We start from the raw sequence: 14,207 nt of genomic DNA on the forward strand, positions 1-14,207 counted from the left end.
GGCGAGCGTACGCCTACCGCTCGGACCGCTCGACGTCCGGCTCGAGCCGCTTGACGTCCCGCTCGGCCTGCTGCTTGTCGTCGCCGCGCCCGAGGACCTTGCCGACCCGCTCCCCCACGCCCCACGCCGTGACCCGCCACAGCGCCTCGACGAGGATGTCGCGGCTCATCTTGGAGTCGCCGAGTTCACGCTCGACGAAGGTGATGGGAACCTCGACGACGTGATAGCCGGCCTTCACCGCCCGGCGGGCCAGGTCGACCTGGAAGCAGTACCCCTGGGAGGCCACTTCCTCGAGGCCGAGGCCCTCCAGCGTCTCCCGGCGGAAGGCGCGGAAGCCGCCGGTGATGTCACGCAGCGGCAGGTCGAGCGCCATGCGCGAGTAGAGGCTGCCTCCGCGCGAGATGAACTCACGGGACTTCGGCCAGTTCACCACCCGGCCGCCGGGCACCCAGCGCGAACCGAGCACCAGGTCGGCGCCCTTGAGGGCGGTCAGCAGACGGGGCAGTTCCTCGGGCTGGTGGGAGCCGTCGGCGTCCATCTCGATCAGTACGCCGTAGCCGTGCTCCATCCCCCAGCGGAAGCCCGCGAGATAGGCCGCGCCCAGACCCTCCTTGCCCTTGCGGTGCAGCACCTGGACGTGGTCGTCCCCGGCGGCCAGTTCGTCGGCGAGCTCGCCCGTGCCGTCGGGACTGTTGTCGTCGGCCACGAGAACGTGCGCCTCGGGAACGGCCTCGCGCACCCGGCCGACGATCGCCCTGATGTTCTCCGCCTCGTTGTAGGTCGGGATGATCACCAAAGCCGTGCCGAGCGGGCCGAAGTTCCTCCCCTGGGATCCTGCCGCGAGGGTCCCGTCGCCGTCGTTCACTGCTGCCCCTTCATGTCCTGTGCGCAGGATCCCACCATAGTGGGCACGGCCTGCGTCGACGTGACGGAACGTTCATATGGTGGTGTCGTTTACCGAAGATCGGGTAGGAACACACTTTTTGGGCGTGCGGAAGAGGGGCAGCGGATGGGGCCCGGCGCCCTTCGGGCCGGCCCGGGACCCGCCGGCTGCGGATCGACCTGAAGCCGTTGTCTACTGAGCGCCCGGGCCCCACCCGGGGGTCGCACCCCCGGCCGGCTGGAACGTCCCTCGGTACCGCGCCGCCGCTGAGCCTGGCTCCCAGTGACGGTGCCCCGGTACGGCACACCGTCCCTGACCCAGCGGCGCCGACCCGAGTGGCCGGGCGTTCCCCGGTCGGGCGTCCGGTGGTGGACCCGGCCGAACCTACCGGCCCCCCGCCGCCGCCTGTCAACAGTCGTTTGACCTGCGTAATGTGGTTCACATGCCAGGTCGGCGGCGAGGACGCGCAGGTCGTGGGAGGAGGGCACGACGCATGATCGTCACCGTGCCGCCCTCGTAGATCACTCTCCCGGCCGTACGAACACCGTGCGCCCGCCGACCACGGTCCGCAGGCAGACCGGCAGGTCACGGCCGGGGGCGAGGTCGGGCAGGCCGGGGGTGCCGGAACGGGGATCGGTGGACCAGCGCGCCACCCGGTCGTCGGGCGCCTGGACGACGAGTTCACCGGTGCGCCAGAGGGCGTAGTCGGCGGGCGCGCCGGGCAGCAGGACGCCCGCGTCGTCGCGTCCGACCGCACGCCAGCCGCCGCGCGTGTGCGCGGTGAACGCGGCGCGCACGGAGACGCGGTGCTCCGGTGTGCGGTGGAAGGCGGCGGCCCGGACCGTTCCCCAGGGGTCGAGGGGGGTCACCGGGCTGTCGGAGCCGAAGGCGAGCGGAACGCCGGCCCGCAGCAGCGCCGCGAAGGGGTTCAGGGAGCGGGCCCGCTCCGGTCCCAGGCGCCGCGCGTACATGCCGTCCTCGCCGCCCCACAGGGCGTCGAAGGCGGGCTGGACGGAGGCGGTCAGAGCGAGTTCGGCGAAGGCGGCGACGGTCTCGGGGGTGAGCATCTCGGCGTGCTCGACGCGGTGCCGGGCGGCGCGGACGCGGGCGAGGCCGAGTGTGTCGGCGGCGGCCCGCACGCCGTCGACGACGGTGCGCACCGCGGCGTCGCCGATGGCGTGGAAGCCGGCCTGGAGACCGGCCTCGGTGCAGGCGACGACATGGGCCGCGACGGCGACCGCGTCCAGGTGCGCGGTGCCGGTGTGGCCCGCGTCGGCGTACGGCTCGTGCAGGCACGCGGTGTGCGAGCCGAGGGCGCCGTCGACGAACAGGTCGCCCGCGGCGCCGATCGCACCCAGCTCCTTCGCCTTGGCGACGTCCCGTTCGGCCCAGTAGCCGACGACGCGCGGTCCGCTCTCCTCGGCGGCGAGCCGCAGCAGTCCGGTGAAGTCGTCCTCGGAGGAGATCTCCGGGCCCCCGCACTCGTGGACCGTGCCGATGCCGAGGGAGGCGGCGTGGGCGAGGGCGGCGCGCTGGGCCTCGGTGCGCTGGGCCGGGGTGACGGCGGCCAGGGCTGCGGCGCGGACGGCGTGATGGGCGTCCCCGGTGAGCGGGCGGTCCTCACGGGCGACCGTGTCCGCAACGAGGTCGAGGAGCGCCGTGGTGACGACCGCGGAGTGGACGTCGATCCTGCTGAGGTAAAGGGGACGGCCGCCGGTGGCCTCGTCGAGCTCGGCGCGGGTCGGGGGGCGCCCGCCGGGCCAGCGGGCGGCGTCCCAGCCGTGGCCGAGGAGCACCCGGTCGTCCGGGCGGGCGGCGGCGAACTCCCGCACGCGGGCCAGCGCGGTCCCGAGCGAGGGGGCGGTGGACAGGTCGAGGCCGGTGAGGGCGAGGCCGGTGGCCGTGGTGTGGACGTGCGCGTCGGTGAACGCGGGGGTGACCAGCGCACCGTCGAGGTCGATCACCTCGTCGACCCCGTCCGCGAAGGCGTCGGCGGCGCCCTCGGAGCCGACCCAGGCGACCTGGCCGTGCTCGACGACCATCGCGGTCGCGAACGGGTCGGCGGGACTGTGGACCTCTCCACGGCGAAGCAGGACGGTGCGGGTCGGGGCGGTGCGTTCACTCATGCCCCACAGTCTCCCGCGTCACGCGGGCCGCTCCGCACGCAGGGCCGTCCCACCGCGGCCGGGCCGCCGGGACGGGCGCGGCGTTCAGACGCGCGGCGGGCGGGCTTCGTACGGGGTGGAGAGGACCACCGTCGTACGGGTGGAGACGCCCGCCAGCGAGCGCACGCGGGCGAGCAGTTCCTCCAGTTCGTGCGGTGTGGACACGCGCACCTTGAGGATGTAGTTCTCGTCGCCCGCGACGCTGTGGCAGGCCTCGATCTCGGGAACGCCGGCGAGACGGTCCGCGATGTCGTCGGGGGCGCTGGGGTCGAAGGGTTTGACCGAGATGAAGGCGGTCATGGGCAGGCCGACGGCCTCCGGGTCGACGACCGCGGCATAGCCGCGGATGACGCCACGCTGTTCCAGCCGGCGCACCCGCTGGTGCACGGCCGACGTGGACAGGCCCGTGGCCTTGCCCAGGTCTGTGTAGCTCATCCGCCCGTCCTCGACGAGCAGCTGCACGATCTGTCGGTCCAGCTCCTCCATGGCGCAAGAACCTACAGTGCGCTCGATCTCCCCGGATACCTGAGCCGTCCAGGGCATGCCCGGTTCGTGATGTGCCGGGAGCCGCGGCGCGCGGCCCGGGGGGACAAAGCCCTCGCACGGGGCATCCGCATGCGGTATGTGACGAACGCCACACCTTTCGAGCGGTCTCCGTGATGTCCCCGTGATTACCCCTGAGGAGGGACGGGAAGTGCTTGCTGTGGTCGAGGCCGCAGTGCCTTCACGGCCCAGCCCGAGGGGGAGAACCCAATGCAGAGTCTTAAGCGCCTTGGTCGTACCACGTCCAAGCGGCAGCAGCAGGTCGTCGAGCTCGACCCGGAGTACGTCGAATCCGACGCCCCGGACGAGGAACTCGACGCCTACGACACCTTCGAGATGTACCGGGTCGTCTGCCCGGACTGCGCGCAGCCCATCGCCCTGCTCGCGGACGAGGACGTCCTGCCGGAGCACGCGCTGTGCGCCTCGCCGTGGAACCCGTTCGGGCTCACGGTCTGCGCCGGCACCGGCCGCCCGGCCGCCGAGGCACGGCCGGCCGACGAGTCCGTCACTCCCCAGGAGCAGGACACAGCCCTGTTGTTGACGCTCCCGCAGGGACTCGACTGGCGCACCCAGCCCTTCTCGCACGTCGGCGGTCCCGGCTCGCGTCCGATCCGGGTCCCGGTGATGCGACGGCACGCCGCCTGAGCACACACCGGCACGGGGCGGCGTTCACCACCGCCCCGTCCGCGCGGGGCGGCGGTGAACGCACGTCCTGTTCCCGGGGCCGGTGACCGGCCCGGTCGCTCCCGCGTCACCCAGGCCTGACGACCCCCACGTACTCGACGACCGGGTGTCGACGCCGGGTCGTCGTGCCGCCGCCCGCCGAGGCGGTCGCACCCGCGCCGTCCCGGCTCCCGGATCCGCCGATCCACCGCGATCTCATGCGGGTCCGGGTCCTGTCGCCCGGGCGACAGGACCCGGAGTGGACCCGGCTCGCCGCACCCTGGCGAGGGCTCGACCGGCTCAGCGGGTCTCCGGGCCCACGAGATGGCGGGCGATGACCATGCGCTGGATCTGATTGGTGCCTTCGACGATCTGCAGGACCTTGGCCTCGCGCATGTAGCGCTCGGCGGGGAAGTCCGCGGTGTAGCCGTAGCCGCCGAGGATCTGCACGGCGTCGGTGGTGACCCGCATCGCCGTGTCGGTGCAGTGCAGCTTGGCCATGGCGGCCTGCTTGGCGAACGGCCGACCCGCGTCGCGCAGCCGGGCCGCCGCCAGGTACAGCGCGCGCCCCGCCTCGATCTGCGTGGCCATGTCGGCGAGCATGAAGCGCAGTCCCTGGAAGTCGGCGATCGGCTTGCCGAACTGGCGCCGCTCGGCCGCGTAGCCGAGTGCCTCGTCCAGCGCCGCCTGGGCCAGGCCGATCGCGCAGGCGGCGATGCCGAGCCGTCCGCCGTCCAGCGCCGACAGGGCGATCGCGAAGCCCTGCCCCTCCTCGCCGACCCGCCGCGCGTCGGGGACCCGGACGCCGTCGAGATGGACCTGGGCGGTCGGCGAGCCCTTCATCCCCATCTTCTTCTCCGGCACCGCGGCGCTCAGCCCCGCGGCGTCACCGGGCACCAGGAACGCGGTGACGCCGCGCGGTCCCTCCTCGCCGGTACGGGCCATGACGGTGTAGAAGTCGGCGATGCCGCCGTGGGTGATCCACGCCTTGGTGCCGTCGATCACCCAGTCGTCCCCGTCGCGCACCGCCTTGGTGCGCAGGGAGGCCGCGTCGGAGCCCGAGGCGGGCTCGGAGAGGCAGTAGGCGCCGAGCAGGCCGCCGCCGAGCATCGCGGGCAGGTGCTCGGCCTGCTGCTCCTTGGCGCCGTAGGCGGCGAGCGCGTAGGAGGCCAGGGTGTGCACGCTGACGCCGAGGCCGACGGTGAGGCGGGCCGCGGCGAGCTCTTCGAGGACCTGGAGGTAGACCTCGTACGGCTGGTCGCCGCCGCCGTACTCGGAGTCGTAGGGCAGGCCGAGCAGGCCGGACCCGGAGAGCAGGGTGAACAGTTCACGCGGGAAGCGTCCCGCGTCCTCCTCCTCGGCCGCCCGCGGGGCGACCTCGCGCTGCGCGATGTCGCGGACGAGCGAGATCAGGTCCCGGGCCTCGTCCGTGGGCAGTTGCCGGTCCACCGGCTGCGGGGCGCGGTCGGGCATGGCGACGCTCTCCTCCCTGTTCGGGCACATCGGCGCGCGCCTTGGGTTGGGGGCGGCTCCGCCGGGGTCGTACCGGTGCCTGGCCGATGCTCGCACTTCCGGGTCTCGGAAGCTGCTGACCAGCGGCTGTGCGCTGCGAGTATGCCCGATCGGCCGCAGCAAGTCACTAGTTAACGACCGCTCACTCCAAGAAGTTTCCGCGCACTCACCGCATACGGCGTCCAGCGGAGAGTGACGTGTGGCGCCCGTCCGGGCGGACGCGCTCCGGATACCGCGGCCGGTGGTGGGAAGGCGCGCGACGAGACGTGAACGTCAGGCGTCGCGGCGGGCGGGCGCCGGGGCCGGATAGGCGGGGTCCAGCTCCTCGACGGCCCGCATGGCCCCGCCGAGCGTCTTCACCAGCAGCTCGCCCATGGTCTCGCGGGACAGTTCACCGCGGTCGATCCAGGCGAGCACGGCGCCCTCCACGCTGCACACCCAGGCCAGCAGCCCCATCCGCGCCACCGGCGCGATGTCCGTACGGCCGTAGGCGCCCTCGGCGATGGTCGCGACGATGGCCTCGCGCACCCCGTCCCGGACCGCGTGCACCTCGGTGTCGAAGCCGACGCCGCCGCTGACGATCGCGCGGTAGGCGGCCTGGTTGTGCTCGGCGTACCGCAGATAGCTGTCGACGGTGCGGTGCACCCGCTCCACGGGCGGCAGTCCGGCCCCACCGGCGGCGAAGGAGACCAGGCCGGCCACCGAGTCCTCGATGATCGCCAGGTAGTAGCCGCGCTTGGAGTGGAAGTAGTAGTAGATCAGCCCCTTGGCGACCTGCGCCTGGCGTGCGATGTCGTCCATCGAGAGCGCGTCGTACGACGTGTCGGCGAACAACTTCCGCCCGATGGCGATGAGTTCGGCGCGGCGCGCGGACGAACGCTCGGTACCGCGCGCCGGGGGGCGCACGGCGGACTGCCGGCTGATGCTCAATTTCGACCCAGGTCTTCCTGCGGGCGGTGGGAGGTCCCGCCGCAGTATGTCAGGTCGTCCGGAAGGTCCGGAACCGCATTTCCGTGACCTCGGGTTACAGCAGTCCCAGTTGGGTCACGAACATCGCGAGGACCACGACGAGGGTCCATCCCATGGCGTGTTCGAAGATCTTCGGGCCGTCCTCCCGGGGTCCGCCGGTGCGGGCGCGGGTGACGGTGGCTGCGTTCGCGGTCATGGCTTCTCACTGGTCCCTGTGGTGCGGTGGACTCCCCCCGCGACTGACGTCCACCTTGCCACCGCGAACGGCTTTCGCGGCCGAGAGGTCGGTCACACACGACGGCGGGCCCCGGTCGCCCGGGGCTCGTCGGCCGGGCCGGCTCAGCGCACGCCCACCGCCGCGAGCGCCTTGCGCTGCAGCGGGGTCGGCCGGGCCGGGAAGTAGAGGTAGCAGACCCCTCCGGTGCCGGACGCCACCTTCCCGGAGGCGTTGTACCGCTTGGTCCGCAGCCAGATGTTCTCCCACTCGCGCCGCCGGTAGACACGGCGCACGGCGTCGTTGTCGTCCGAGGCGGGGTCGTTGGCGATCACGTCGCCGTCGGCGGTGAAGCCGATCACCGTCATCAAGTGCCCGGAGGTGCCGTACCCCGCCCCGGTCAGCTCCTCCTCCAGGAACGACTGCGACGTGATGGCCGGGATGCCCGCGGCGACCAGCGTCTCCAGGTCGGTGAGGGAGCCGAGGCGGGTGACCACGCCCTGGATGCCCTCGAAGGTGGCCGCGTAGGCGGCGTTGAAGGGCCAGTTGCCGCAGCCTTCGTACTGGTGGTCGAACGTGTGGCGGGCCGCGTGACAGACCTGCGGGTCGGCGTAGGACGGGTCGACCCAGGACAGCTGTTCCTCGGTGAGCCGCCCGCCCCAGTACTCGATGACCATCTGCGAGGAGGTGGGGCTGCACCAGGCCTCGCCACCGTTGTCGTACTCCGGGTACCGGCCCTTGTGGATCTCCTGCGAGTAGCGCGGGACGATCAGCTCCTCGGCGAGGCCGGGCTTCGAGGCGGGGACGGTGAACCGGTCGGGGACGTCGGATCCCATCGCACCGAGCCGCCACACGGTCGGGGTGAGCCGGGTGCCGGGGCGGCGGTAGAGGGTCAGTCGCAGCCGGTACGAGACGACGCGCAGGCCCGAGGCCGCGTCGTCCACGGAGAGGGTGTCCGTCCAGACGGTGCTCTTCCCGTCGCTCTGGTCGTCCACCGAGGTGCGCCGGATGTCCTGGTCGCCGGCGGCCCAGCACCCCATGACGTACCAGGGGGTGTCCGTACCGTCGGAGTACGTGCCCTTCAGCTCGATCCGGAGCCAGGTGCCCTCGGGGGTGTGCGCGTTCCAGGAGGCGATCGCCTCCGTCGCCGGAACCCTGGGACGGTGCACGGGCGAGGTCCAGGTCGCGTACTCCCAGGCGGCCGTACGGCCGGTGTGCGGATCGGTGTGGTCCGTGATGCCGACGGGCCTCGCGATCGCGAGGCCGGGGCGGGCGCCGGCGACGGCGCGGGTCCCGTCGGCGGTGCCGGCGAGCCAGTCGGTGTACGAGACCCAGGCCCGGTTGTCGACGGGGCGGGCGGCGGTCCGGCCGGGGCCGGCGATGTCGGTGGCACGTCCGGTCGGGACGCCGGCCGTCGGGGCGCCGGCGGACGCCGGGCCCGCGCTCCCGGCGACGGCGGCGACGACCGCCGCGGCCAGGAGGGATCTGCGGGAGGGCAGTTCGGCTCTGCTCATGGGTGGAGGACCCCCAGGTGTCGGAGTCGGGACAGGACCGCAGCACGGTCGGCCGGACGGTGCGCGTCCGCCGGACGGAGCGGGGCGTGCGCCAACTATGAACGCAGTCGGGCGGATCCTGCCAGCACCCCGGCCGCGCCACGCCCGACCGACATGGGACTCGCCCCATGGCGGGGCCTGCGGTGGGTCCGTCCGGCCCAAAGCCCGGGAGCTCGTTCACCGGGCGTCCGGGGGGCTCGTCCGTCGAGGGGTCTAGAGTGCTCCGGTAGGCCCCTCCCCCTCTCCCAGGAACCAGCCATTCACGATCTCGCCTCCCGCATCCGTCGGCTCGCCCCCTCGTGCGGCCCGGTCCGGCTCGTCGGTGTCGACGGGCACGCCGGCTCGGGGAAGTCGACGTTCGCCGTACGTCTGGCCGGGGCGTTGGACGGCGCCCCGGTGCTGCGGCTCGACGACATCGCCGACCACACCGAACTGTTCGACTGGACCGGACGGCTGCTGAGCCAGGTGATCGAACCGCTCGGCCGCGGCGAGACCGCGCACTACTCCCCCTACGACTGGCGGTCCCGCCGCTTCGGGCCGCCCCGCCCGCTGCCGCCCGCCCCCGTGATCGTCGTGGAGGGCGTCGGCGCGGGACGCCGCGCCCTGCGTCCGTATCTGGCGCTGTTGCTGTGGATGGACCTCCCCCGGGAGGAGTCCTGGTCGCGGGGCCGGGCCCGCGACGGGGCGGAGCAGCGGGAGTTCTGGGACGGCTGGGTGCGCGCGGAGCGCGAGCACTTCGCCGACGACCCCTCACGCCCCTTCGCCGGACTGCTGGTGCGGCAGCGCCCGAAGGGATACGAGCTGTTTCCCGGGCCTTCCACGACGGCTGATTCAACCTCTTCGCTCACACACGGTGACGATCCGCCCGCAGTGTGGTGAACCTGTGAAGAGCGGTCCCGGACAAGTCGCCGGAGTACCCCAACTCGGCTTGACCGGGGCCGCGTACAGGTCTTACGTTCTCAATGTGCGGCCCTTCGGAGCCGTCGGCAGACGCGAAGCCCCCGGTTGTTCCCCCGTGACCGGGGGCTTCGTTCTGCCCTCTTCACACTTTCGAACGCTCAGTGGCATATGACGATCACCCTGGGTCACCATGCGCGGTCCGCGCTCCCCTTCCCCCTCGCCCTTCGGCGCGTACGGCACCCTGCGGACGTGACGCCGCCGCAGGTACGATGCCCTCGGTGCGACCTAGGGACACTGCTTGGCGCACCTTGCAACTCCGGTCCGCGGCACAGCGGTTCGACCAACGGGAGCCGACGGGCGAGGGTCGGCCGGCACACCGACGGGGGCACGGCCTGTGGGGGACGTGATGGACTTCGGCGCACAGGGCCCGCAGGCCCCGGCCGACCTCGCCTGGCTGCGAGGCGTGGACGCCTACACGATGGGCGCCTATCCGCAGGCGGAGGAGGAGTTCCGGGCCGCGGTGCGGATCGACCCGGGGATGGCCGACGGCTGGCTGGGACTGCACGCGCTGCGCGTCGACACGACGACCGCGCTGCTCAGGATGTTCCGGCACCGGGAACGCTTCGGCGAGCAGCGCACCCGGCACCGCCGCACCCTCAACTCCTGGTACTGGCTGGGCTGGTGGGTGCAGCCGGTGCTGGAGAGCCCCCGCGACCTGCTGCTGGCGCACGCCTCCCACTGGCTGGACGGGCGCCACGTCCCCGAGCTGGACCGGGCGCTCGCCGGACTGCCCCCGGTGGACACCGATCCGCAGGTCCGTTTCCTGCACGCCTGCCGCGCCTACCTGGTCAAGGACTGGGAACAGTTGGTACGGCACACGGACTCCCTCGTGGAGGACCCGGTGCTGGGCATCGAGGCCGGCCTGTTCGGCGGCATGGCGCGGGTGCGCCTGGAGATGTACGGGCAGGCCGAACCGCTGCTGTCGGCGGCGCTGATGCGGTGCCGCAGCGAACAGCCGCAGCGCAAGGAGCTGCGCTACTGGCTGGCCCGCGCCCACGAGGGGACCGGCCGCAGCGCCGCGGCGCTCCCCCTGTACCGGGCCGTGCACCGGGTCGATCCGGCCTTCATGGATACCTCCGCCCGGCTCGCCGCGATCTCCGAGGGCGACGGGTACGACGGGTACGACGACTCCGCCGATCTCGCCGCGATCACGCTCGCCGGGGCCGGGCAGGACGTCGTGGACGGCCCCGACGTGTTCGATCCCCTGTTCGGCACCGAGGGGCGTGACCTGCGACTGTCCGCACCCGAGCCCGTGCCGGGTCCCCTGCCCCCGGTCACCGCTCCGGGCGTGCGGGAGCGGACGGGCGCCGGGACGTCATCGCCGCCCACCGGGCCCACGGACCCCGCGTTACTGGAGGAGGCGCTGGCCGAGCTGGAGCGCATGGTGGGCCTGGATCCGGTGAAACGACAGGTCAAGGCGTTGTCGGCGCAGCTGAACATGGCGCGGCTGCGGGCCGGGCAGGGGCTTCCGGTGCAGCCGCCGAAACGCCACTTCGTCTTCTCCGGTCCCTCCGGAACCGGCAAGACCACGGTGGCCCGCATCCTCGGCCGCGTCTTCTACGCCCTCGGGCTGCTCGGTGGTGACCATCTGGTGGAGGCCCAGCGGGCGGATCTGGTCGGCGAGTACCTGGGGCAGACCGCGGTGAAGGCCAACGAGCTGATCGACTCCGCGCTGGGCGGGGTGCTGTTCGTGGACGAGGCGTACGCGCTGTCCAACTCCGGGTACGGCAAGGGTGACGCGTACGGGGACGAGGCGCTTCAGGTGCTGTTGAAACGGGCGGAGGACAACCGGGATCATCTGGTGGTGATCCTCGCCGGGTACCCGGAGGGGATGGATCGGCTGCTGGCCGCGAATCCGGGGCTGTCGTCGCGGTTCACCACACGGGTGGACTTTCCCTCGTACCGGCCGCTGGAGCTGACCTCGATCGGTGAGGTGCTGGCCGGTGAGAACGGCGACGTGTGGGACGAGGAGGCGTTGGAGGAGCTGCGGTCGATCGCCGGGCACGTGGTGGAGCAGGGGTGGATCGACGAGCTGGGGAACGGGCGGTTCCTGCGGACGCTGTACGAGAAGAGCTGTGCGTATCGGGATCTGCGGCTGTCCGTGTATCCGGGGGCGTTGACCCGGGACGATCTGGCCACGTTGCGGTTGCCGGATTTGATGCAGGCGTACGGGGAGGTGCTGTCGGGGAGAGGGCCGGCGGGCCCACCGGGGCTGTGATGCCCCGGCGGGCGCGCTGACGGGGGGCTTCGCTCGCCCCGCCGCGGGGGTGCCCGCGGCTACGCCAGGGCTTCCTCCTGCTCCTCGCTCGGTCTCGGGTGGGTCAGGGTCACCTCTCGGTGGGCCGGGTCACGGACCTCGCCCACCAGGAGTTCCAGTACGTCCTCCAGGGCGACCAGGCCCAGTATCCTGCCGGAGGCGTCGGAGACCTGGGCCAGATGGGTCGCGGCGCGGCGCATCACCGTGAGGGCGTCGTCCAGGGGGAGTTCGGGCCGGAGGGTCGTCATCGGACGCCAGAGGTGCTGCGGGACGGCCCGGTCGGAGTCCTCCAGGTCCAGTACGTCCTTGACGTGCAGGTAGCCCATGAAGGCGCCGCTGTCCGCGGCCACCGGGAACCGGGAGTACCCGGTGCGGGCGGTGAGCTCCACGATCTGCCCCGGGGTGACCGCGGGCGTGACCGTCACCAGCAACTCGTGGTCCAGCAGGACGTCCGTCACCGGGCGGGAGCCCAGTTCGAGCGCGTCCTCCAGGCGCTCGGCCTCCTCGGGGTCGAGGAGACCCGCCTGGCCGGAGTCCTCCACCAGCCGGTTGAGCTGTTCGCTGGTGAAGACGGCCTCCACCTCGTCCTTCGGTTCGACGCGGAACAGCCGCAGGACGGCCTGGGCGCAGGCGCCGAGCGCGATCGTGACCGGCTTGCACAGGCGGGCGAACCAGACCAGGCCGGGACTCAGCCACAGCGCGGCCTTCTCGGGGGCCGCCATCGCCAGGTTCTTCGGGACCATCTCGCCGATGACGAGGTGGAAGAAGACCACCGCGGCGAGCGCGATGACGTAGCCGAGCGGGTGGATCACGCCGTGCGGCAGGCGCATCCACTCGAAGACCGGCTCCAGCAGACGGGCGACCGTCGGTTCGGCGACCGCGCCCAGGGTCAGCGAGCAGACGGTGATGCCGAACTGGGCCGCCGCCATCATCTGCGGCAGATGCTCCAGGCCGTACAGCACCCGGCGGGCGCGGGCCGTGCCGAGCGGTTCGATCTGGCTGCGGCGGACCGAGACCAGGGCGAACTCGGCGCCGACGAAGAAGCCGTTGGCGAGCACGAGCAGCGCGGCGAAGAGGAGTTGCAGCACGCTCATCCGGCCACCTCCACCAGGGGCAGCGGGGCCGTTCTGACCAGGCGGACACGCTCGGCGCGGTAGTGGTCGACCCGGCGCACCGACAGCCGCCAGCCGGGCAGTTCCGCGTGGTCGCCGACGGCCGGGATCCGGCCGAGCAGATCGGCGACCAGGCCGGCCACCGTCTCGTACGGCCCCTCGGGCGCCTCCAGGCCTATGCGCAGCAGGATGTCGATCCGGACGCCGCCGTCGACGTCCCAGGCGGGGTTGCCGTCCTCGGGCGGGGCGGGGGCGAGTTCGGGGACGTCCTGTCCGTCGTGCTCGTCGCGCACCTCGCCGACGAGCTCCTCGACGATGTCCTCCAGCGTGACGACGCCGGCCGTGCCGCCGTACTCGTCGACGACGACGGCGATGGGCTGCTCGCTGCGCAGCCGCGTGAGCAGCGGCCGTACGGGCAGGGTCTCGGGGACGAGCAGCGCCGGGCGGGCGATGCGGCCCACGGGGGTGCGCAGCCGGTCGCGCACGGACACCGCGAGGGCGTCCTTGAGGTGCACCATGCCGACGATCTCGTCGATCCGCTCCCGGTAGACGGGGAAGCGGGACAGACCGGTGGCCCGGGTGAGGTTGACCACGTCCTCGGCGGTCGCCGAGGACTGCAGGGCGTTGACCTTCACGCGCGGCGTCATGACGTGCTGTGCGGTCAGTTCGCCGAGGGACAGGGTGCGGACGAAGAGGTCCGCCGTGTCCTGTTCCAGCGTGCCGGCCCGGGCGGAGTGCCGGGCCAGGGAGACGAGTTCGCCGGGGGTGCGGGCGGAGGCCAGCTCCTCGGCGGGCTCGATGCCCAGGGCCCGCACCAGGTGGTTGGCCACGGCGTTCAGCCCGGCGATGACCGGGCGGAAGAGCCGGGCGAACGCGTGCTGCGGGCCGGCCACGAAGCGGGCGACCTGCAGGGGGCGGGACACCGCCCAGTTCTTCGGCACGAGTTCGCCGATCACCATCTGCACCGCGGAGGCCAGCAGCATGCCGATGACGACGGAGACACCGGGGACCGCGCCCTCGGGGACGCCGATGCCGGTGAAGGGGCCGTGCAGCAGTCCGGCGAGCGCCGGCTGCGCCAGCATGCCGACGACGAGGGAGGTGATGGTGATGCCGAGCTGGGTGCCGGACAGCTGGAAGGACAGCTCCCTGAGCGACTCGACGACCCGGCGGGCGCGCCGGTCGCCGCCCGCGGCGGCCCGTTCGGCGTCCGGTCGCTCGACGGTGACCAGGCCGAACTCGGCGGCCACGAAGAATCCATTGGCCAGGATCAGCAGGAAAGCGGCTGCGAGAAGCAGCAAGGGGGTGGTCATGATGCCGCCGCCTCCGCATGCGCGCGGACTCCGTGGATCGGGTCCGCGCTGTGTCGGCAGGGGGCG

12 protein-coding genes are annotated in these 14,207 nt (G+C 72.7%); 3 read left to right on the forward strand and 9 right to left on the reverse strand.

Going from position 1 to position 14,207, the window contains the following annotated elements; all coding sequences use genetic code 11:
- Positions 1-13: 13 nt before the first annotated feature.
- The 3 genes from ADK41_RS37395 to ADK41_RS37405 form a co-directional block, all read right to left on the reverse strand.
- Positions 14-865 (reverse strand): polyprenol monophosphomannose synthase, encoded by an 852-nt coding sequence (locus tag ADK41_RS37395; protein ID WP_051843446.1) that lies wholly within the window; start codon positions 863-865, stop codon positions 14-16.
- A gap of 539 nt (positions 866-1,404) precedes the next feature.
- Positions 1,405-3,009, reverse strand: a complete 1,605-nt coding sequence (locus ADK41_RS37400) for an amidohydrolase (protein ID WP_030832670.1) — start codon at positions 3,007-3,009, stop codon at positions 1,405-1,407.
- Positions 3,010-3,093: 84 nt separating this feature from the next.
- The gene (locus ADK41_RS37405; protein ID WP_030832673.1) at positions 3,094-3,534 is read right to left on the reverse strand and encodes an Lrp/AsnC family transcriptional regulator; all 441 of its coding nucleotides are present in this window, start codon (positions 3,532-3,534) and stop codon (positions 3,094-3,096) included.
- A 267-nt stretch (positions 3,535-3,801) separates the two neighbouring features.
- Between ADK41_RS37405 and ADK41_RS37410 the strand changes: the two genes are divergently transcribed.
- A complete protein-coding gene (locus tag ADK41_RS37410; RefSeq protein WP_030832676.1) occupies positions 3,802-4,236 on the forward strand; it encodes a hypothetical protein in 435 nt (144 codons plus the stop codon).
- 318 nt (positions 4,237-4,554) lie between these two features.
- Here ADK41_RS37410 and ADK41_RS37415 read toward each other — a convergent pair whose 3' ends face one another.
- From ADK41_RS37415 to ADK41_RS37425, 4 genes are all read right to left on the reverse strand, one after another.
- Complete coding sequence (locus ADK41_RS37415) at positions 4,555-5,727, reverse strand: acyl-CoA dehydrogenase family protein (protein ID WP_030832679.1); 1,173 nt, start codon at positions 5,725-5,727, stop codon at positions 4,555-4,557.
- 312 nt (positions 5,728-6,039) lie between these two features.
- A complete protein-coding gene (locus ADK41_RS37420; RefSeq protein ID WP_030832683.1) occupies positions 6,040-6,696 on the reverse strand; it encodes a TetR/AcrR family transcriptional regulator in 657 nt (218 codons plus the stop codon).
- Positions 6,697-6,790: 94 nt separating this feature from the next.
- A complete protein-coding gene (locus ADK41_RS41475; RefSeq protein ID WP_106979546.1) occupies positions 6,791-6,931 on the reverse strand; it encodes an SCO1431 family membrane protein in 141 nt (46 codons plus the stop codon).
- A 143-nt stretch (positions 6,932-7,074) separates the two neighbouring features.
- On the reverse strand, positions 7,075-8,463 hold the full coding sequence (locus ADK41_RS37425) for a peptidase C39 family protein (RefSeq protein ID WP_030832686.1): 1,389 nt from the start codon (positions 8,461-8,463) through the stop codon (positions 7,075-7,077).
- A 297-nt stretch (positions 8,464-8,760) separates the two neighbouring features.
- Here ADK41_RS37425 and ADK41_RS37430 point away from each other — a divergent pair, with 297 nt between their 5' ends.
- Both ADK41_RS37430 and ADK41_RS37435 read left to right on the forward strand, forming a co-directional pair.
- Positions 8,761-9,381: a uridine kinase family protein gene (locus ADK41_RS37430; protein WP_078662097.1), complete on the forward strand. Its 621-nt coding sequence runs from the start codon at positions 8,761-8,763 to the stop codon at positions 9,379-9,381.
- Between the two features lie 427 nt (positions 9,382-9,808).
- On the forward strand, positions 9,809-11,680 hold the full coding sequence (locus ADK41_RS37435) for an AAA family ATPase (RefSeq protein WP_030832692.1): 1,872 nt from the start codon (positions 9,809-9,811) through the stop codon (positions 11,678-11,680).
- Positions 11,681-11,739: 59 nt separating this feature from the next.
- Here ADK41_RS37435 and ADK41_RS37440 read toward each other — a convergent pair whose 3' ends face one another.
- Both ADK41_RS37440 and ADK41_RS37445 read right to left on the reverse strand, forming a co-directional pair.
- Complete coding sequence (locus ADK41_RS37440) at positions 11,740-12,813, reverse strand: hemolysin family protein (RefSeq protein ID WP_030832694.1); 1,074 nt, start codon at positions 12,811-12,813, stop codon at positions 11,740-11,742.
- The gene (locus ADK41_RS37445) at positions 12,810-14,141 is read right to left on the reverse strand and encodes a hemolysin family protein (protein WP_030832698.1); all 1,332 of its coding nucleotides are present in this window, start codon (positions 14,139-14,141) and stop codon (positions 12,810-12,812) included. The genes ADK41_RS37440 and ADK41_RS37445 overlap by 4 nt, the downstream gene beginning before the upstream one ends.
- Positions 14,142-14,207 lie beyond the last annotated feature (66 nt).

This window comes from Streptomyces caelestis, assembly GCF_001279005.1.
Taxonomy (GTDB): Bacteria; Actinomycetota; Actinomycetes; order Streptomycetales; family Streptomycetaceae; genus Streptomyces; species Streptomyces heliomycini.

Bases quoted from the DNA above. Each gene is read 5' to 3' on its own strand.
- ADK41_RS37400 (WP_030832670.1), bottom strand. From the start codon at position 3,009: ATGAGTGAACGCACCGCCCCGACCCGCACCGTCCTGCTTCGCCGTGGA.
- ADK41_RS37405 (WP_030832673.1), bottom strand. From the start codon at position 3,534: ATGGAGGAGCTGGACCGACAGATCGTGCAGCTGCTCGTCGAGGACGGG.
- ADK41_RS37410 (WP_030832676.1), top strand. From the start codon at position 3,802: ATGCAGAGTCTTAAGCGCCTTGGTCGTACCACGTCCAAGCGGCAGCAG.
- ADK41_RS37415 (WP_030832679.1), bottom strand. From the start codon at position 5,727: ATGCCCGACCGCGCCCCGCAGCCGGTGGACCGGCAACTGCCCACGGAC.
- ADK41_RS41475 (WP_106979546.1), bottom strand. From the start codon at position 6,931: ATGACCGCGAACGCAGCCACCGTCACCCGCGCCCGCACCGGCGGACCC.
- ADK41_RS37425 (WP_030832686.1), bottom strand. From the start codon at position 8,463: ATGAGCAGAGCCGAACTGCCCTCCCGCAGATCCCTCCTGGCCGCGGCG.
- ADK41_RS37435 (WP_030832692.1), top strand. From the start codon at position 9,809: ATGGACTTCGGCGCACAGGGCCCGCAGGCCCCGGCCGACCTCGCCTGG.
- ADK41_RS37440 (WP_030832694.1), bottom strand. From the start codon at position 12,813: ATGAGCGTGCTGCAACTCCTCTTCGCCGCGCTGCTCGTGCTCGCCAAC.
- ADK41_RS37445 (WP_030832698.1), bottom strand. From the start codon at position 14,141: ATGACCACCCCCTTGCTGCTTCTCGCAGCCGCTTTCCTGCTGATCCTG.